The sequence below is a fragment of the Amycolatopsis sp. cg13 genome (assembly GCF_041346965.1).
GTDB lineage: Bacteria > Actinomycetota > Actinomycetes > Mycobacteriales > Pseudonocardiaceae > Amycolatopsis.
This window is the reverse complement of sequence record NZ_CP166848.1, coordinates 949,052-967,335: the sequence shown is the minus strand read 5'-3', so window position 1 is coordinate 967,335 and position 18,284 is coordinate 949,052. Positions and strand designations below refer to the sequence as shown.

Here is an 18,284-nt window from a genome sequence, read left to right as displayed (position 1 = left end):
GGGATGGGAGAAGGTCGTGGCGATGCCCGAAACCGCGAGTGCCGGACCGCGCCGCACCGGCCCGGCGAACCTCAACGCGATGGCCGCGCAGGAGATCCGGCGACGGGTCTTTTCCGGCCAGCTGCGCGCGGGCGCGAAGATTGACCAGGAAGCGCTCGCCGACGAGCTCGGCATCAGCAAGCTGCCCATCCGCGAAGCGCTGATCACCCTCGACCACGAGGGCGTCGTCGAGCACATCGCCCGCCGCGGCGCTTTCGTCGCCCGGATGACGCGCGACGACATCCGGGACCACTTCCGCGTGTTCGGCGTCGTGTCCGGATTGGCCGCGGAGCGCGCGGCGAAGAACCTTTCGCCGGAAAGCCTGCAGGCGATGCACGATCTGGCGGACCGGATGGAGTCCGCAGTGGACCGTGCCGACCAGGAACGGCTGAACTTCGAGTTCCACCGCAGGATCAACTACGCCGCCGACTCGCGCCGGCTCCTCTCGCTCCTCGGCATCCTGGGCAAGACGGTGTCGCACGGGTTTTACGAGGCGCACGAGGACTGGCCGGACAAGGCACGGGCTGACCACCGGCTGATCCTGGCGGCGTTGTCGGCTCGCTCAGCCGCCCGAGCGCGAACGCTCGTGGAGAAACACCTCGCCGACGCGGGCGAGCGCGCGGTCGCTTTGCTTGAGAAGCAAGGATTCTGGGACCACTGACCTTCAGGTCAGTTTGCGGTCGTTCCCAGAGGGCCGCAGCACATCGTGGGCGGCCAGCACTGCGACGTGGTGTTGCCGGTGATGGCGAGGAACGCCGACGGATGACCGTGACCCCCTTCGCCCCCGTCCAGTGTGGACGCTCACTCACAACGAGCCCTAGCCCCGTTGTGCGAATTCATATTTTATGGCTTCTCCCGGTACCCGTTACGGTCAAATTCATGGAGCGGAACTTTCACTCGGCCGAAGAACTCGCGGCCGCTTTGCGTGCTGGTGAAGTGACGTCGGCGGAGCTGACCGACGAGGCGATCGCCCGTATCGAGCGGGAAGACAAGGCGCTCAACGCGATCTGCGTGCCGGACTTCGACCGTGCGCGCGCCGCCGCCCGTGACGCCGACCAGGCGCGCGCCCGCGGCGAGGACCGGCCGCTGCTCGGCATTCCGGTGACCGTCAAGGAGTGCTACAACGTCGTCGGCCTGCCCACGACCTGGGGCATGCCGCAGCACCGGGACTTCATGCCCGCCGAGGACGCGGTGCAAGTGGCACGACTCAAGTCCGCCGGCGCGGTAATCCTCGGCAAGACCAACGTGCCCTTGGGACTGCAGGGTCTGCAGAGCTCCAACCCGGTCTACGGCACCACCAACAACCCGTGGAACCACGCCCGCACCCCCGGCGGCTCCTCCGGCGGTTCGTCAGCGGCCCTCGCGGCTGGTTTCGGCGCGCTGTCCATCGGCTCCGACATCGGCGGCTCGCTGCGCACCCCCGCACACTTCTGCGGCGTCTACGGACACAAGCCTTCCCTCGGACTGGTGGCGAACCGCGGCATGGTCACTCCGCCCGGGCCGGCGTTGCCGGTCGACCTGGACCTCGCCGTCGTCGGCCCCATGGCGCGCACCGCCCGCGACCTAGCGCTCCTGCTGGACGTCATGGCCGGACCGGACCCGCTCACGTACGGCGTGGCACACGAGCTGGCCCTGCCGCCCGCCCGCCACTCGCGCCTGAACGACTTCCGAGTCCTCGTCTTGGAGGACCATCCGCTCATCCCGACCAGCACCGCAGTCCGGTCTGGCGTGAATCGAGTAGCCGACGCCCTAGCCGAGGGCGGCGCCCGCGTAGAACGACACAGTTCGTTGCTGCCTGACCTGATCGAAGCCGCGACCCTCTACACCCAGCTCCTGTTCTCCGGCTCCGTCGCGCGTTTCCCGGTCGACGCGTACGAGCAGCTGCAGACCCGCGCCGCCGGACTGAGCGCCGACGACCAGTCCCTCGACGCCTCGCGCCTGCGCGGAATGGTGCTCACTCATCGAGATTGGCTGGAGGTCAACAACCGCCGCGAACTGCACCGCCACGGCTGGCGGCAATTCTTCGCCGAGTTCGACGCCGTCGTGTGCCCGGTGACGCCGACGCCCGCGTTCCCGCACGACCACAATCCCGATCTGCTGGCCTGCCGTCTCGACATCGACGGCGTCGAGTACCCGTTCTTCGACCAGTTGGTCTGGGCCGGTGTGGCCACCATGCCCGGTCTGCCCGCCACGGCGATGCCAGCCGGCCTGTCCGCCGAGGGGCTGCCGGTCGGCGTGCAGGTGATCGGGCCGATGTTCGAGGACCGGACGCCGTTGAAGCTGGCCGAACTGCTGGAGGAGCGGATCGGCGGGTTCCAGGTTCCGAGGTAGGGGATCGGTGTTCGCCTCGGAGCCGAGGGGGGCGAGGCGAACACCGACGGTCCGCTTCCGGTTGTTTCAGTCCAGAATTCCCGCGCCGGCGAAGGCTCGTTCGGAGCGGATCAGCTCCAGCAGCCGTCCCATCCAGTTCCGGCCTTCTGTTCCGTGCTGGTCCCAGTAGTGCGAGGACATCTCGGTGCAGAGGAGCCGCGTCGCTCCGGTCGCCATGAGGACGGCCGCGAGCTTCGGATGATCGACGGAGCTAGCCGACGGGCCGCAAAGGTGCATAGCGGTACATGCGGTATGCGGTGGGAAGCGGGCCGGTGACCGTTTCCGGAGTGACGGCGAATCCGAGGCGCCGTCCCAGAATCGCCATCATCGCGATCGAACTGTCGGCGATCGTCGACGACACCGGCCGGGGTGGCGAGCCACGCCCAGTCGGGATCGAGGCGGTATCGCGCGTCGACCGGTGACGTCTCCGCTCCTAAGCAGACAGTCAGCCCCAAGTAACCGGAAGCTCGTGCACCCCGTAAATGTTCATGTTCGTCCGCAACGGCACCTCCCCAGCCGGAACCGCGAGCCGCAGGTCCGGGAAACGGCGGAACAATCCCTCGAACCCAGCCCGCATCTCGATACGAGCCAGCTGCTGCCCGAGACACTGATGAATCCCGTGCCCGAACGCCACCTGCCCCCGGACCTTCCGGTGCACGTCAAGCACATCGGGGTTCTCGAAGCGACCCGGATCGCGGTTGGCGGCGAGCAGCGACACGACCACAGTCGATCCAGCCGGAATCGTCTCGCCGCCGAGCTCGACGTCCTCCGTCGCGTAGCGGTAGAAGATGTCGGCCACCGACAGGTAGCGCATCAGTTCCTCCACCGCGTTGGAGAACAGCGAAGGGTCGGCCCGCAGTTCGGCCAGCGGCGCGGGGTTCTCGAGCAACGCGAAGGCACCCAGCGACAGCATGTTCGCGGTCGTCTCATGCCCGGCCAGCAACAGCAGGAACGCCATCCCGGTCAGCTCTTCGATACTCAAATCCGAGTCGCGAGCAAGATCAGACAGGATGTCCTCGCCAGGCTCAGCACGCTTGTCCGCACACAGCTGGCCCAGGTACCCCATCATCGCGCCAAAAGCGGCCATCTTGTCTTCGAGGTTCACGTCCCGTTCCATGAACTTCGACGAGTTCGCCTGGAAGGTCTCGCGGTCGGCGTAGGGAACGCCGAGCAGCTCGCAGATCACCAGCGACGGCACCGGAAGCGCGAACTCCCGCACGAGATCGATCGGCGGCGCCAGCTGCGCGACGGCGTCCAGTTGCTCTTCGGTGATCTTGATGATCCCGTCTTCGAGCTGTTTCATCCGCTTGACGGTGAACGCGCCGGTGAGCTTGCGCCGCAACCGGGTGTGGTCGGGGGCGTCCATGCTGATGAACAAGCCGGGGATCTGCGGCGACGGCTCGGTCGCGACCGGCATCCCCGGCGTCTCGTACGGCACGTGGACCACGCCGAGGTCCAGGCGGTTAGAGAACCGCGCGTCGGACATGACGTGGCGGACCGCGTCGTAGCCGGTGATCAGCCAGCCCTCGTGGCCGTCCGGGAACAGCATCGGGCTGACCGGGCGGGTTTCGCGCAGCGCGGTGATCGCGGCGGGCGGGTCGAACGGGCCGGCGTCGCGGTCCATCGGCAGGCCCTGGACCGGGGAAAGCTGCTGGCTCATCGGAAATCCTCTCGTGGTGGCTTGATGTCACCACGATCGCGGAGAGGCCAGACACCGAGCGGTCACGGCGCTGACACGGGCCGGGAGCCGCGTCAGGGCGCGAGGGGCGCCGCGACCAGTTCGGTCCACGAGCTCGCCGCGCCGTTCCGCGTGGCCTGGTCGAATGCTTTGTCGCCGAGGTGGTTGCGCGCCTCCTGCTCGATCCGTGTCACGTCCGGGTTCGACAGGTCTTTCCGGCCGAGCACCTGCGCGCTCGCCGCCAGCAGCCGCGCGGCGTGGTCGTACTGTGCACGCCGCAATGCCAGGTCAGCGACCCCGACGACCATCTGCGCGATCACTGGCGCGCGGCCGGTTTCCGCTGCCGCGTCGCAGGCTGCGGCACGGTGTTCGCGCGCCTCGTCGAGATCGGCGGTGAACCAGGCGTGCAGGTCGTGGGTCGCGGCCCGCAGGTGCGGTTGCCGCGCTTCTTCTCCCAGCAGGCTCATCGCCTGGCCGAATTGGTCGAAGGCGTCCTGCTCGTTGCCGTTCCACCGGGCCAATTCGGTCCGGACCAAGGCGAGCGACGCCAGCGTCCCGGGCCAGGTGACGCCTTCGGCGAGGCTTTCCGCCTCGGCCACCGCGGCGGCGCTGGCGTCCTTGTCCCCGGCGAGCCAGTGCAGCCGGGCCTGCCGCATGCGCATCTGGACGACGTCGTCGAGCGCGTCCAGTTCGGTGACGACGGCGATCGCCTGGTCGAAGTGCTCGCTGGCCTCGGCGAATTCGCCGCGCATGGCCACGCAATCGGCGAGTTCGGTCTGCGCGAACGAGATGCCGAACCGTTCGCCGAGCACCCGGAACTCGACCAGTGATTCGTCGAACCAGGATTCGCAGTCCTGGCCGAGCATCATCCGCAGCTTGCCGATGTGCAGCCGCGACAACGCGCGCACCCACGGATCCTCGTCGCTCAGCAGCGACTCCCAGGCCGGCAGGAGCGCGTCCATGTCGCGCAGCATCATTTCCAGCGGCACCACCAGCCGCAGCGCCGCGTGGCGGTTCCGGTCGTGCTTGCCGAGTTCGTACGCCTGGTGGATCCACTTCGCGGCCTCCGGCATGTCGCCGGGTCCGGACGTGACGAACATCGAGGTCAGGGCGTACACGATGGCCTTGATCCCGTCGGGGACCTCGCCGGGAGTCGCGATCGCGGCGCTGATCAGCTCCATGCCCTCGGCCTTGCGGCCCACGAGCCACCAGTACCAGCCGCAGGCGGCGGCGAGCCGCATCGACGCGTGGGCGTCGCCGGCCGCGAGCGCGCCGCGCATCGCCGAGACGAGATTGTCGTGCTCTGCCTTGAGAACGGTGAGCCACTCCAACTGCTCGCCGCGGCGCAGGCGGGGTTCCGCGTTCTCGGCCAGCTCGGTGAAGTACGCGAGATGCGCCTGCCGGGCGAGGTCCGTCTCTCCGGCCTCGGCGAGCCGTGCGGCGCTGTACTCCTTGATCGTGCCGAGCATCCGGTACCGCGGCTCGCCTTCGCCGAACGCGACGAGCAGGGACTTGTCGCTGAGCGCGGTGAGCAGGTCCAGCACCTCGTACGCGTCGACCAAGTCGCCCGCGCAGACCCGCTCCGCTGCCGCCAAGCTTGCACCGCCGGCGAACACCGACAGCCTGCTCAGCACGAGCCGTTCGCCGTCGCTGAGCAGCTCCCAGCTCCAGTCGACCATCGCGCGCAGTGTCCGGTGCCGGGGGAGAGCGGTGCGGCTGCCGCCGGTGAGCAGCCGGAACCGGTCGTCGAGGCGGTCCGCGAGCTGCTCGGCCGACAGCGTGCGGAGCCGGACCGCCGCGAGTTCGATCGCGAGCGGCATCCCGTCCAGCGCGGTGCAGATGCGGGCCAGCGTCCGGTCGTCCGCGAGGTCCTGGCGTCGCGTCGTCGCCCGGTCCCGCAGCAGCTGGACGGCCTCGGCCTGCGCGAGCGGTTCGACCGGCCACAGCGCCTCGCCGGTGATCCCCAGCGGTTCCCGGCTCGTCGCGAGGATCCGCAATCCGTGGCACTCGCCGAGCAGCCGGTGGGCGAGTGCGGCCGCGGACTCGATGACGTGCTCGCAGTTGTCCAGCACCAGCACCATTTCGCGGTCGCGGATCGCCGAGACCAGCCGGTCCACCGGATCCGCGGAGGACGCTTCCCCGAGCAGCGCGTCGCGCAGCCCGAGCCCGGACAGCGTGGCCTGCGCGACGTCGTCGCCGTTCCCGATGGCGGCCAGCTCCACCAGCCAGGCGCCGTGGTGCAGTCCGTCGACCAGCGTGCGGGCGGTTTCCGTTGCCAGCCGGGTCTTTCCCGACCCGCCGGGACCGGTCAAGGTGGTGAGCCGATGCCGCGACACCATGTCCCGGACGGCGGCGACATCGGCTTCTTTGCCGACGTAGCTGGTGAATTCGGCGCGCAGGTTGGTCTTGCGGCTTTCCTCGCGTCGCCCCACCTCGCCGCGCAGCAACGCGACGTGCAACGCGGACAGTTCGGGCGACGGATCGGCGCCCAGCTCGTCGATCAGCGTCTCCCGGAGGCGCTGAAATGCTTGCAACGCTTCGGTGTTCCGACCTGCGGCGGCGAGCGCCCGCATCAGCGCGGCGACGAGCTTCTCCCGCACCGGGTTCGCGGCCACCAGGTCGGTCAGTTCCGCGACGAGGTCCGCGCCGCGGCCGAGATCGAGTTCTGCTTCGAACCGGTCTTCCATGGCCGCCAGACGCAGAGCCTCGAGCCGGGTGGCCGCCGCGTCGAACGCCTCGCTGTCCTGCAAGCCGACGTCCTGCATCGCGGGCCCGCGCCACAATTCGAGCGCTTCGCGCAGCCGCCCAGGCCCGTGGTCGTCCCGGGCCTGGGCAACAAGCCGCTCGAAGCGCACCGCGTCGACCGCGTCCGGGTCGAGCGCGAGCCGGTAGCCGTCCGTCAGTCCTTCGACGACGGCTCCCGGCAATGCCTTGCGCAGCCGGGAAACCAGGCGTTGCAAGGCATTCGCGGCCTCGGCGGGCGGATGCTCGCCCCAGATCCAGTCGATCAGCGTCGCCTTGGGAACGACCTGGCCCGGCCGGAGCGCGAGGGCGACGAGCAGTCCGCGCAGGCGCGCGCCCGGAACGTCGGCCACGTCGCCGTCGCGGACCTCGAACGGACCCAGGATCTTGATCTGCACCTGCACGATCCTGCCATCCGATCGGGTGGTCAGGCAGCGGGATAGAGAACGATGTCGTCGAGCCGCGTGCGGGCGTGGACCTTGAGCGCGGCGCCCGAGCTGTCCGGCGCGCCGAGAGTGCTGCGGACCAGGCCTTTCGTGCTCTTCGCGTCGACGTCGGCGGCGATGCCCGCGCTGACGCCGACCTCGATCCCGCCCGCCGCGTTCGACAGCTCCACCTGGCCGCGCGTGACCCGCCCGATCCGGATCGGGCAGTTGGCCGCCTTGGCGACGACGCTGCCGTCGGCCGTCCCGATGTCGAAGCTGCCGTTCGAGCCGCCGAGGTCGATGTCGGCGCGGGCGTGGCCGATCCAGACCTTGCCGGTCGTGCCATGATAGCGGATCTCGCCGTCGGCCTCGCCGATGCGCAGACCGGCCGTGCTGCCCTCGATGACTGCTTCGCCGGCGACGTGGCCGACCGCGAGCCCGCCCGCGCCGAGGTTGCCGTGCAGTGCGGCGACCCGGTCGAGCTGAACCTGGCCCGAGCCGATGTTGACCTCGCAGTCGCCGAGGATGCCGTCCGCCTGCACTTCGGTCCAGGCCGTGTTCAGGACGAGCTTCGATCCGGCGGGCAGTTCGATCGCGATCTCGACGGAGCCGGTCTGGCTGCCGGACTTGGTGGTCTTGACCGACAGCACGCCGTCGGCGAACTCGACCTTGGTCTTCTCGGCGACCTTCACATCGGTGGAGTTCGCCGCGTTGACGGGCTGCACCCGGACGACGGTGTCGGTGCGCTCGCTGGCCGCGATCCGGACGCGGGCGCCGGCGGTGGTGAGGGCGGCGGTGATGGGGTTGGGGGTGGTGAACGTGGACATTTCCGGTCTCCTTGGGGTGGCTCGGTGGTTCGTTGTGACCACATTCGCCTGCCGGGGAGACACGCGGCTGTCACGGCTCAGACGCCGAGGATCGCCGGTGTCAGCGGCGGTGTCAGCGGGAACTGGCGGCGCACTGGGGGCTCGAGCCACCCGCGCTGATCGGCCACGACATCGGCGGCGGGATCGTGGTCCGGGGCATTTCGCGCCCGAGGACAATCCCGCCGATACCGGCGACGCGCTGCCGCGTTTCCTCGGCTGATCCGGGCCGGCGATAAGAAATGGTGATCGAGAACAATGCAAACGCAAGCGAAAAGGAACGGAGTTCCTGCGCCACTCGGCCCAATTCGCCGCCGAATCGCTTTCGGTGCTCCCCGGTTGTGGTGAACTCGGGCGCCAGAAGGTCTTCGCGATCAAAGGGGATATGCCGTGGTGATTCTTTCCTTGCTGGGTTCGAGTGTGCTGGCGGCCGGAGTGCTTACGACGTCCGGGACGGCCGTCGCGCCGGTTCCTTGCGACGCGGTCGGTCTCAGTTCCGCCATCGCATCCGCCAACGCGCATCCGGGAAGTTCGATCGACCTGGCGGAGAATTGCACGTACCAGCTCACCGCGGCGTTGCCCGCGATCACCGCGCCGACGACCGTCAACGGCCATCACGCTACTCTCGCCCGCACGCAAACTGCCGCGCCTTTTCGCATTCTCCGCACTGACGCGGCCGGGGTGTCGATTTCCGATCTTTCGGTCACCGGCGGCCGCACCGCGCCGGGAGAAGACGGCGGTGGCATCCTCAACACCGGTTCGCTTGCGCTGCTCCGGGTGACGATCCGCGGCAATTCCACCGGTGACGGCCTGCCTGCCGCGGACGGCGGGTCCGGGGGCGGCGTGTTCAGTTCGGGCGGCACGCTGTCGATCACCGACAGCACGGTCACCGGCAACGCCACGGGCAACGGCGGTCCCTGGGCCAGAGTCGGCACGGGCGGTTTCCCCGGTTCGGGCGGCAGTGGCGGCGGGATCGCGGTCCGCCAGGGCGCCTTGACGGTCGAGCACAGTTCGGTCGGCGGAAACCGGACCGGGAGCGGCGGAGACAGCTCGACGGCTCCCGGTGCCGAGGGGGACAACTGGGCGCACGGCGGACACGGCGGTGGGATCTGGAGCACCCAGCACACCACGGTCGCCGACAGTTCCGTTTGCGACAACAAGGCGGGCGGCGGCGGGATCGGCGGACCGCTCGGAAGCTCGCCCAGCGGATCCGCCGGTCATGGCGGCCCCGGCGGAAGCGGCGGCGGGGCCTACGTCGCGGGCGAGACCACGTTCGCCCGCAGCACGGTGTGCCGCAACACCTCCGGCGACGCGGGCGCCGGGGGCAGCGGCACGACCCGCGGCTACGACGGTAACGCGGGCGACGGAGGCGGAATCTGGACCGGCGCGGGCGCGACGGCCCTCGACGGCACGACGATCGCCGACAACCGCACCGGCTCGCCCGGCACCGGCCGGCCGGGAACCCCCGGCTCCGGCGGCGGGGTCTACGACCACATCGGCGAGCTGACCGTCACCGGAGGCCAGTTCGCGCGCAACCGCGCCGGGCAGGACGGCGGAGGCGTCGCGCTGCACAGCACTCGGAAGCGCCCGCTCGCGCAGTTCCGGATAACCGGGGCGAGGATCGCCGACAACGTCGCGGGCGGCAACGGCGGCGGTATCGCGGTCTCCAGCGTCCACGCCGCCGCGACCCACGTTCTGGCCGACAGCGTGGTCACCGGGAACACCGCGGCCAGGGGCGGCGGGATGCACGTCGGCTCCGGCAACACGGTGAAGCTGGACCACGCCACCGTCACCGGCAACCACCCCGACGACTGCGACCCGGTCGGCTGTCAGGGGGCCGCGCGGGTCGGATGAGGATCGTCCATCAGTGAGTCCTGACCGTGGTGAACGGGAACCTCCGCCTCGGGCGGCTGCAGACCGCTGTGCGGATGGAGTACAAGACTGGCAAGGGATACGAGCAGCTCAACCAGGAGAGCACCGTCAGCCGCCTGTTCGGGAATCTCGACTACGGCCTGTGCGTCCGGAACGTCGAGACGCTCCTCGCTTGGGACCGGCAGGACGTGCATGACTGGGTGAAGGGCGCCTCCAGCTCTCCTTATCCTCCTAACCACAGTCCGGCCTGGGGCAACTAGCAGGCTTGCAGTGCGGCGGCACGCATTCGTTCGTCCGCGAGGAAGGGAGCGGTCCTCGGGCTGAGCACGACGCCGGGAGACTTCCATCCGCGACGCCCGCTCATGCTGGTGAGCGTGCGTACCATTTAGTCCGTTGGCCTAGGAGGAAGCCGTTGGAGCTCACGGAGCGGCTGGCAGCAGTCACGGCGCTTTTCGAGGTGCACCGCAAGGCGCCGTTCCCGAGCCGGTACCGAGGCGGTGCCGACGTGGCAGGCTTCGACATGGTGCTGCTTGATGCGCACCCCGCCGGTTGCGTTTCCACCTGGCTGCAGCGGCAGGGTCTCCTGGACGACTGGAGATGGAACATCCTCGCCGAATACAAGCAGCGGCTCATCCGGGTTATCCCCGAACTGGACGCCTACGGTCGCGAGTACTACCAACGACTCCTGGACATGACGGTATTGGTACTGGAGGCGGACTCCCCGTAGCGGCGGGACTGCCGACGCGAAGACGCGGGGCTCGGTTCAAGTTCCCGCGGGTGCTCGCCGGGAGCTGACCGCGCCCGCTGGGCGCTACGATGCCGGACGTGTCGCTCGACCGCGTTGAGGGGATCCCAGGGCTGCAGTACCGGGTGTCGGACTCGCCCTACATCGAGGGCGTGTACCGGGTGGGGCCGGACGGCGGGCAGGGCGGTTTCGCGCCGGAGCGCATGGTGTCGGTCGTGAACTCGAACTGGGAGCTGCTGGTGTGGGCGTCGGCCGGGGCTACCGCTGTGTCGGTCCGCGGTCCCGAGACGCGGCCCACTGTGGTTCCGTTGGGCGGCGGGCTGGGCAGCGCCTTCGGCGTGATCTTCCGGCACGGCGCATTTCTGCGAAACCTGCCCGTGGGCGGCCTGGTGGACGGCACCGTGTCGAGCCCGTTCACGACGCCGCGCTCGTTCGTGCTGCAGAACACCGAGTGGGAGATCCCCACCTACGAGAACGCGGAAACGTTCGTGGGCCGCCTGGTCCGGGCGGGATTGCTGGTGCGCGACCCGCTGGTGGCCGACGTCCTCGCCGGGGAGCGGCCGGTGCTGGTCACCCCGCGCTCGGTGCAGCGCCGGGTCTCCGCGGCCACGGGCCTGACGCAGGGCATGATCCGGCAGATCGAGCGCGCGCGGCGGGCCACGATGCTGCTGCGCCAGGGCGTGGCCGCGACCGATGTCGTGCATCTGGTCGGGTATCACGACCAGCCGCACCTGGCGCGGTCGCTGAGCCGGTTCGTCGGCCGGACGGCGACCCAGCTGCGGCGGCCCGACGCCGGCGAGATGGTGTCGCTCCTGTACAAGACCGACGCCGAGGTAGCGCCGTAGGTTCTCAGTCAGCCGGAACGACCGGCCGCCGGAACCGAGGAGCACCAATGGCTTTCACGCAGATCTACGTCAACTTGCCGGTCGCCGACCTGGACGCGAGCACGGCGTTCTACACGGCGCTGGGCGGCGAGCTCAACCCGCAGTTCACCGACGAGACGTCCGCGCAGGTCGTCCTCGGCGAGGCGGTGACCGTGCAGCTCATGACACACGAGCAGTTCAGCCAGTTCACCTCGCGGCCGGTGGCCTCCGGAGGCGCGATCGAGTCGATCCTCGCGTTGCCCGCCGAGTCGAAAGAGGAGGTCGACCGGCTGGCCGACGCCGCCGTCGAAGCGGGCGGGTCCGAACCGCGCCTGCCGCAGGACATGGGCTGGCTCTACAACCGCGCGGTGGACGACCCGGACGGCCACAGCTGGGAGCTGCTCTCGTTCGACGCCTCGGCAATGCCCGGCACGCCGGAATGACGTTGGCTGCCTTCTGGCGGGGCTCCGGGCCGCCGCTCGGTCAGGGTTGCCGCCGAGGGCGATTCCCTCGGCGGCTTCGCTAAACGGATATTCGGAAAAACTCCGGCAAAAGGCTTGGTCCGTTCGGGTAGTTTGCTCCGCGCTGGGCCGAGAGCCGGGCGCCCGATGGTTTCCTCGGGGTGATCCCGGGCCCGATGCGCGGAGGCGGTGGAGATGAGCGATCCGTTGTCGAACGGGACCGGTGACCGGGCCGCGCAGGTGGACCAGTGGGTGGCGCGGGCGAAGGAGAAAGCTCAGCGCTACCAGGAGATGCAATCGGCGATCGGCCGGGTGTCGGTGACCGAGTCGTCCCGGGACGGGCTGGTGACCGTCACCGTGGACTCGGCCGGGAACGCGACCGACCTGCGGATCACCGACAAGGTCCGGGAACTGTCGGGCGAGCAGGTGGCGACCGCGGTGCTGACCGCGATGCGGCGTGCGCAGGCCCGGCTGCCGGAGCGGCTCGGCGAGGTGATGACCGAGACCATCGGGGACGACCGGGACACGATCGACACCGTGGTGGGCCGGTACCGGGAGAAGTTCCCGGAGCCGGAGCCCGAGACGCCCGCGCCGCCGGCGGACCCGGCCTCGCGGCAGTCCCTCGGGCAACTGGAGGAGGAGCCGCCACCGCCCGCCCCCTCGACACCGAAACCGAAGCCGCCGAGCCGTCCGAAGGACGACAGCCGCGGCGACGACGGAGACGAGGGCTTCGAAGATCGGTCGTTCCTGACGAGAGGCTGACGGTTCTCGGCTGGCGAATGGGGGATCGAAGTGGGTGAAGCAGACGGCGGATACACCGTCGACCCGGAACAGTTGTCGGCGCACGCGAAAACCGTGCAGCAGGTCGGGGCCGAACTGGGGCAGGCGCTGGCGGCGGCCGAACAGGTGACGATGGGGGTGCAGGCGTACGGCATGATCTGCGGGCCGCTGTTCGTCCCGATGGTGCTCGCGGTGTCCGCCCCGGGACTGATCACGCTGAAGCTGGCGCAGGACGCGATGACGTCGGTGTCGGACACCGTCTCGAAGGTCGCCGACACCTACCGGCGAACGGAGGACGCGCACGTAACGACGCTCAAACCGCTGATGAGCCAGCTGGAGTCCGGCCGGTCAGGATCTCGGCCAGGGCCGGCGGCATGAGCAACCCGCTGGTCGCCGCCAAACAGGACTCGACGACGTGGCATTCCGGGATCAACGTCATCGACGACGCGGCGAGCGCGTACGAGGGGATCTCCTCGGGTTCGTGGATCGAGGGCGGGATCGGCGCGCTCGGCGCGGGCCTGGACGTCCTGACGATGGCGATGAACCCGGTGGGGACCTTGATCTCCTACGGGCTGAACTGGCTGATCGAGCATGTCAAGCCGTTGCAGGACGCGCTGAACCAGCTCGCCGGGGACGCGGACCAGATCGCGGCGTACGCGCAGACCTGGAAGAACGTGGCCGCCGCCGTCGACAAGGCCGCGAAGGACCTGGCCGCGGGCGTCGCGAAGGAGACCGCGCACTGGACCGGCTCGGGCGCGGACGCCTACCGCGCGAACCTCAAGGAGAAGACCGATCATCTCGGCGCCGCGTCGACCTGTGCGGCGGCGGTCGGCACGGTGGTCGAGATCGTCGGGGTGATCACCGGCGCGGTGCGGATGCTCGTCCGCGACATGGTCACCCAGGCGGTCGGCGACTTCATCCAGGACGCGCTGGAGGAGGTCTGCTCGCTCGGCCTCGGCACTCCGGTGGTGGTCGCACAGGTCGTCGAGCAGGTGTCGGCGTGGGTCGAGAAGATCGGCGCGGTCATCAAGAAGCTGATCAACTCGGTCGAAAAGCTGCGGCCGCTGATGAGCAAGCTGGAGGAGATTTTCGCGGCGGTCAAGAAAGCCATGGCCGCGCTGCACGGCCGCGCGGGCGGCGAGGAACCGCACCTCGGCGGCGAGGGCACGCACCCGTCCTCCGCCGAAGGCACGCACGCCACCGGGCCGGAGGGCAGCGGGGACCCGCGCCCCGGCTCGTTGCGGGACGACGCGGCCAACCCCGCGGACCGGGCGCAGGAACCCACTGGCCGCTGCGGGCGGAAGGAACCCGTCGACGCGGCCACCGGCGAAATGTTCATGGTGCAGACCGATGTCGAGCTGCCGGGCGTCCTGCCGCTGGTGCTGCGCCGGACCCACGTGTCCTCCTACCGTTCGGGGAGGCTGTTCGGCCCGTCCTGGTCGTCCACTTTGGACCAGCGGCTGGAGTTCGACGAGCAGGGCGTGTGCTTCGCCGGCCCCGACGGGGTGATCCTGGTCTATCCGCTCCCTCCGGCGGCCGGCGCCACGGTGCTGCCCGTCGTGGGCTCGCGATGGCCGTTGGGGCGGTCCGCGGACGGCGGGTACGTGCTCAGCCAGCCGGAAACCGGTCGGACGCTGCATTTTCCTCCGCCGGAGGACGGTCTCGCCCCGCTCGCCGTCGTCGCCGATCGCCGGGGCAACCGGATCGAGTTCGACCGCGACTCCGACGGCGTGCCCACGGCCGTGCGCCACTCGGGCGGCTACCGCGTCGCGGTGGACAGCGAGGACGGCCGGGTGACCGGACTCCGCCTCGTGAACGGGCCTGGCGACGAGATCGCGCTGACCGGGTTCGGGTACGCCGGCGCTCGGCTGACCTCGGTCACGAACTCGTCCGGACAGGCAATGCGGTTCAGCTACGACGGAGCCGGGCGCGTCGTCCGCTGGGACGACCGGATCGGCGAGTGGTACGCCTACACCTACGACCACGAAGGCCGGTGCGTGCGAACCGACGGCGCGGGCGACATGCTGACCGGCGCCTTCGAGTACGACACCGCGAACCGGATCACCCGCGAGACCGACTCGCTCGGCAATGTCAGCACCTACCACTTCGACGAACTGCACCAGCTGACGCGAGAAGTGGACCCGCTCGGCAACGAGACCAGGTACGAGTGGGACGGGCTCCGCAGACTGGCTTCCCGCACCGACCCGACCGGCCGTACGACGCGGCACGCCTACGACGACGACGGCAATCTCGTCGCTGTCACGCGCCCGGACGGCAGCCAGAGCTTGGCCGAGTACAACGATTTCCGGCAGCCGGTGACGGTGGTGCAGCCGGACGGCGGGATCTGGCGGCGGACGTACACCGCCGCGGGCGACCTCGCCAGCGTGACCGATCCGGCGGGCGCGACGATCCGGTATTCCTACGACGCGAGGGGTTTCCTCGCCGCCATCACCGATCCGGCGGGCGGAACCAAGAGGATCGAGACCGACGCGGCCGGGCTGCCGGTGCGGGTGACCGGGCCTCGCGGCGAGGTGAGCACGTGCACCCGGGACCGGTTCGGCCGGATCGCGACCTTCACCGACGCCGGCGGGAACACCACCCGGCTGGCCTGGACGGTGGAGGGCAGGCTGCTGTCGCGGACGCTGCCGGGCGGCGCCTGCGAGCGCTGGCGCTACGACGCGGAAGGCGGCCAGACCGAGCGGGTGGACGCACTGGGCAACCGCACTCGCGTCGAGCTGACCCATTTCGGGCTGCCGAAGGTCCGGACCGAGGCGGACGGATCCCGGCTCGAATACGAGTACGACACCGAGCTGCGCATCCTCGCGGTCCGCAACGCGCTCGGCCTGACCTGGCGCTACGAGTACGACGCCGCCGGGCGGCTGGTCAGCGAGACGGACTTCAACGGCCGGATGCTCCGCTACGAGCGGGACGGCGCCGGGCGCGTGGAACGACGCACGAACGGCGCCGGCGAATCCACCGTCTTCGTCCGCGACGCGCTCGGCGCGGTAGTGGAGCGCAGGTCGGCGGATGTCGTCACCACGTTCGGCTACGACGAGATGGGCCGGCTGAGCCGGGCGGCCAACGGCGACGCGGAGGTGGTCTTCGAACGGGACGCGCTCGGCCGGGTGCTGGCCGAGACGGTCAACGGCCGCACGCTCCGGTCGGAATTCGACGTCGCCGGGCGGCGGATCGCCCGCACCACGCCGACCGGGAAGCGCAGTGTCTGGGAGTACGACGCGAGCCACCGGCCGACCGCCCTGCGCACCGGCGGGCACGTGATGAGCTTCGGCTACGACCAGGCGGGCCACGAGATCGAACGGCTGCTCGACACCGGCACCGTTCTGGCACAGGCGTGGGACGCCGATCACCGGCTCCTTTCCCAGACCGTCTCCGCCGCGACGGGCGGCTCGGCGCAGCCGCGCCTGGTGCAGCGGCGGGCCTACCACTACCGGCCCGACGGCCTGCTCACCGGGATCGACGACGAACTCGCCGGACCGAGTCGGTTCGAACTCGATCAAGCCGGACGGGTCACCGGCGTATCGGCCGCGCACGGCGTGGAGCAGTACGCCTATGCGCCGACAGGCGTCCTCGCCGCGTCTGCGCTACCCGGCGAGATGCTCGCCCCGCGGGAGTTCGACGGTGCCCTGCTGCGCTCGTCGGGCGGACTGCGGTACCGGCACGACGCCCAGGGCCGCGTCGTCCTTCGGCAGCGCAAGCGGCTGTCCGCGAAACCCGCGACCTGGCACTACCGCTGGGACAGCGAGGACCGTCTGGTCGGCGTCACCACTCCCGACGGGACCCGGTGGCGCTACCGTTACGACCCGCTCGGCCGCCGCATCGCCAAGCAGCGGCTCGGCCCGGACGGCGCCCAGGTGGCCGAGCAGGTCGATTTCGTCTGGGACGGCAGCACGCTCGCGGAGCAAGTGCACAACGGTTCCGCCGCGACCACCTGGGATTGGGCGCCCGGCGGACGGCAGCCGGTGAGCCAGACCCAGCGCGACCGCGGGCAGGAATGGGTCGACCGGCAGTTCTACTCGATTGTCACCGACCTCGTCGGCACCGCGGCCGAGCTCGTCGACGAACAGGGGAACGTGGCCTGGCGCCGGCAGAGTTCGCTGTGGGGAGAGATGCTCGGGCGCCGGACGGACCGGGCGACCACGCCGCTGCGTTTCCCCGGCCAGTACTTCGACGCCGAGAGCGGGCTGCACTACAACTACCACCGCTACTACGATCCGGCCGCGGGACAGTATGTTTCGCACGATCCCCTCGGGTTCGCGCCGTCCCCGAACACCCAGGGCTACGTCGTCAACCCCACCGGCTGGATCGACCCGTTCGGCCTCGAGGGCTGCACTTTCGGCAACCAGCAACCGGAAAGCCTCGACGCGGAGCGGGAAGTGATGCGCCGCAACGGGGTCACGCCGACGACCCCCGGCACGCCCGAATTCGACGCGATGATCAACTCGGGGGACGGACAGCTCAAGTGGGTGGTCACCGACAGCGGGGAGCTGCGCGTCGCGCCGCACACGGTGAACGGCGACGAAATCAGCCACGCCGCCATCGCGGACGGCAGCCGCGTCCGCGCGGCCGGCCAGGCGAACGTCGCGGGCGGCTCCGACGCCGGCTACTTCGGGCTCGAGATCGACAACCACAGCGGGCACTACTTCCACGGGGTGGAGCACGACGGGGACGCGGTGATCCAGGAGGGCGTCGACGCGTTCGGCCGCTACGGTGTCCCGGATACCTGGGAGAGGAGCCCGGTCGGTGGAGGCTGACGAACTCGACGCGCTGAGGTTCGCGGACCCGGCGGACCGGCGGGCCGGGCTGCTGGCCCTGCGGCCTCCGAACGCCGGGACGAACTGGTGGCTCGGCGTGGTCCAGCACGTCACGCTGGCCGCGACCGGCCCCGCGACGCCCGAGGCGGAGCGGCGAGCGTGGGCGGAGCTGGCCGTGGCCGCCTTGGAAACCGCACTCGAGACCGGGGGCCTGGACGCCCGCGAGGTGGCGACCAGGGAAGCGAGACTCTGCCTCGCCTTAGCCCCAGCCGACCGGCCGCGGAGCCTGCGGCCGGACCAGGTCGCCCGTCGTTGCCTGACCCTCGCCGGGATTTCACCGGCCGAGGTCGCCGCGACGCCCTGGTCGTTGCGGGCCGAGGACGTACCGGTGATGCGGAAGTTGCGCCGGGTCCGCATCCTGGTGGTCCCCGCGCTGGAGCTGACGGAGCAGGTCGAGGACGAAGAGCTGCGCGGCGAACTCGCCGAGTGGCGCGACATCGTCCCGACCCTGCCCTGACCCGGCTCGGAGTCCTGAGCGCAACTACGGCGCCTTTCCGGATACTCGCACCCGAACAACGAGAAGTGTCCGCCGTGCTGGAACTGCCCCGCTGCGACGTCAGCCGGATTCCCGTCCGGGTCAACGGCGGCGTCGTTGACGCCGTGGGCATTTGCGC

General features: G+C 70.1%; 16 protein-coding genes. 12 read left to right on the top strand and 4 right to left on the bottom strand.

What is annotated here, in order from left to right; genetic code table 11:
• Positions 1–22: 22 nt before the first annotated feature.
• Positions 23–700 (top strand): GntR family transcriptional regulator, encoded by a 678-nt coding sequence (locus AB5I40_RS04215; RefSeq protein WP_370937090.1) that lies wholly within the window; start codon positions 23–25, stop codon positions 698–700.
• 218 nt (positions 701–918) lie between these two features.
• Complete coding sequence (locus AB5I40_RS04210) at positions 919–2,370, top strand: amidase (protein ID WP_370937089.1); 1,452 nt, start codon at positions 919–921, stop codon at positions 2,368–2,370.
• A 66-nt stretch (positions 2,371–2,436) separates the two neighbouring features.
• On the opposite strand, the gene AB5I40_RS04205 is transcribed toward AB5I40_RS04210, so the two are convergent.
• A complete protein-coding gene (locus tag AB5I40_RS04205) occupies positions 2,437–2,586 on the bottom strand; it encodes a hypothetical protein (protein ID WP_370937088.1) in 150 nt (49 codons plus the stop codon).
• 68 nt (positions 2,587–2,654) lie between these two features.
• Here AB5I40_RS04205 and AB5I40_RS04200 point away from each other — a divergent pair, with 68 nt between their 5' ends.
• On the top strand, positions 2,655–2,831 hold the full coding sequence (locus tag AB5I40_RS04200) for a hypothetical protein (RefSeq protein ID WP_370937087.1): 177 nt from the start codon (positions 2,655–2,657) through the stop codon (positions 2,829–2,831).
• A 23-nt stretch (positions 2,832–2,854) separates the two neighbouring features.
• On the opposite strand, the gene AB5I40_RS04195 is transcribed toward AB5I40_RS04200, so the two are convergent.
• From AB5I40_RS04195 to AB5I40_RS04185, 3 genes are all read right to left on the bottom strand, one after another.
• Positions 2,855–4,069, bottom strand: a complete 1,215-nt coding sequence (locus AB5I40_RS04195; RefSeq protein ID WP_370937086.1) for a cytochrome P450 — start codon at positions 4,067–4,069, stop codon at positions 2,855–2,857.
• 92 nt (positions 4,070–4,161) lie between these two features.
• Positions 4,162–7,227, bottom strand: coding sequence for a BTAD domain-containing putative transcriptional regulator (locus tag AB5I40_RS04190; RefSeq protein WP_370937085.1), 3,066 nt, complete (start codon positions 7,225–7,227; stop codon positions 4,162–4,164).
• Between the two features lie 29 nt (positions 7,228–7,256).
• Positions 7,257–8,081 (bottom strand): hypothetical protein, encoded by an 825-nt coding sequence (locus AB5I40_RS04185; RefSeq protein WP_370937084.1) that lies wholly within the window; start codon positions 8,079–8,081, stop codon positions 7,257–7,259.
• A 426-nt stretch (positions 8,082–8,507) separates the two neighbouring features.
• Here AB5I40_RS04185 and AB5I40_RS04180 point away from each other — a divergent pair, with 426 nt between their 5' ends.
• The 9 genes from AB5I40_RS04180 (at position 8,508) to AB5I40_RS04140 (ending at position 18,127) form a co-directional block, all read left to right on the top strand.
• Positions 8,508–9,971 (top strand): hypothetical protein, encoded by a 1,464-nt coding sequence (locus tag AB5I40_RS04180; RefSeq protein WP_370937083.1) that lies wholly within the window; start codon positions 8,508–8,510, stop codon positions 9,969–9,971.
• Positions 9,972–10,000: 29 nt separating this feature from the next.
• The gene (locus AB5I40_RS04175; protein ID WP_370937082.1) at positions 10,001–10,249 is read left to right on the top strand and encodes a hypothetical protein; all 249 of its coding nucleotides are present in this window, start codon (positions 10,001–10,003) and stop codon (positions 10,247–10,249) included.
• 152 nt (positions 10,250–10,401) lie between these two features.
• The gene (locus tag AB5I40_RS04170; RefSeq protein WP_370937081.1) at positions 10,402–10,716 is read left to right on the top strand and encodes a hypothetical protein; all 315 of its coding nucleotides are present in this window, start codon (positions 10,402–10,404) and stop codon (positions 10,714–10,716) included.
• Positions 10,717–10,814: 98 nt separating this feature from the next.
• Positions 10,815–11,579 carry a helix-turn-helix domain-containing protein gene (locus AB5I40_RS04165; protein WP_370937080.1) on the top strand — a complete coding sequence of 255 codons (765 nt, stop codon included), beginning with the start codon at positions 10,815–10,817 and terminating at the stop codon, positions 11,577–11,579.
• A gap of 47 nt (positions 11,580–11,626) precedes the next feature.
• The gene (locus AB5I40_RS04160; protein WP_370937079.1) at positions 11,627–12,040 is read left to right on the top strand and encodes a VOC family protein; all 414 of its coding nucleotides are present in this window, start codon (positions 11,627–11,629) and stop codon (positions 12,038–12,040) included.
• A 213-nt stretch (positions 12,041–12,253) separates the two neighbouring features.
• On the top strand, positions 12,254–12,820 hold the full coding sequence (locus AB5I40_RS04155; RefSeq protein ID WP_370937078.1) for a YbaB/EbfC family nucleoid-associated protein: 567 nt from the start codon (positions 12,254–12,256) through the stop codon (positions 12,818–12,820).
• Between the two features lie 30 nt (positions 12,821–12,850).
• Positions 12,851–13,216 (top strand): type VII secretion target, encoded by a 366-nt coding sequence (locus AB5I40_RS04150; protein WP_370937077.1) that lies wholly within the window; start codon positions 12,851–12,853, stop codon positions 13,214–13,216.
• Complete coding sequence (locus AB5I40_RS04145) at positions 13,213–17,610, top strand: DUF6531 domain-containing protein (RefSeq protein ID WP_370937076.1); 4,398 nt, start codon at positions 13,213–13,215, stop codon at positions 17,608–17,610. Before AB5I40_RS04150 ends, AB5I40_RS04145 begins: the two co-directional genes overlap by 4 nt.
• On the top strand, positions 17,600–18,127 hold the full coding sequence (locus AB5I40_RS04140; RefSeq protein WP_370937075.1) for a hypothetical protein: 528 nt from the start codon (positions 17,600–17,602) through the stop codon (positions 18,125–18,127). Before AB5I40_RS04145 ends, AB5I40_RS04140 begins: the two co-directional genes overlap by 11 nt.
• Positions 18,128–18,284 lie beyond the last annotated feature (157 nt).

Coding starts and splice junctions, on each gene's coding strand:
- AB5I40_RS04215 (WP_370937090.1), top strand. CDS start 23: ATGCCCGAAACCGCGAGTGCCGGACCGCGCCGCACCGGCCCGGCGAAC.
- AB5I40_RS04210 (WP_370937089.1), top strand. CDS start 919: ATGGAGCGGAACTTTCACTCGGCCGAAGAACTCGCGGCCGCTTTGCGT.
- AB5I40_RS04205 (WP_370937088.1), bottom strand. CDS start 2,586: ATGGCGACCGGAGCGACGCGGCTCCTCTGCACCGAGATGTCCTCGCAC.
- AB5I40_RS04200 (WP_370937087.1), top strand. CDS start 2,655: ATGCGGTATGCGGTGGGAAGCGGGCCGGTGACCGTTTCCGGAGTGACG.
- AB5I40_RS04195 (WP_370937086.1), bottom strand. CDS start 4,069: ATGAGCCAGCAGCTTTCCCCGGTCCAGGGCCTGCCGATGGACCGCGAC.
- AB5I40_RS04185 (WP_370937084.1), bottom strand. CDS start 8,081: ATGTCCACGTTCACCACCCCCAACCCCATCACCGCCGCCCTCACCACC.
- AB5I40_RS04160 (WP_370937079.1), top strand. CDS start 11,627: ATGGCTTTCACGCAGATCTACGTCAACTTGCCGGTCGCCGACCTGGAC.
- AB5I40_RS04155 (WP_370937078.1), top strand. CDS start 12,254: ATGAGCGATCCGTTGTCGAACGGGACCGGTGACCGGGCCGCGCAGGTG.
- AB5I40_RS04145 (WP_370937076.1), top strand. CDS start 13,213: ATGAGCAACCCGCTGGTCGCCGCCAAACAGGACTCGACGACGTGGCAT.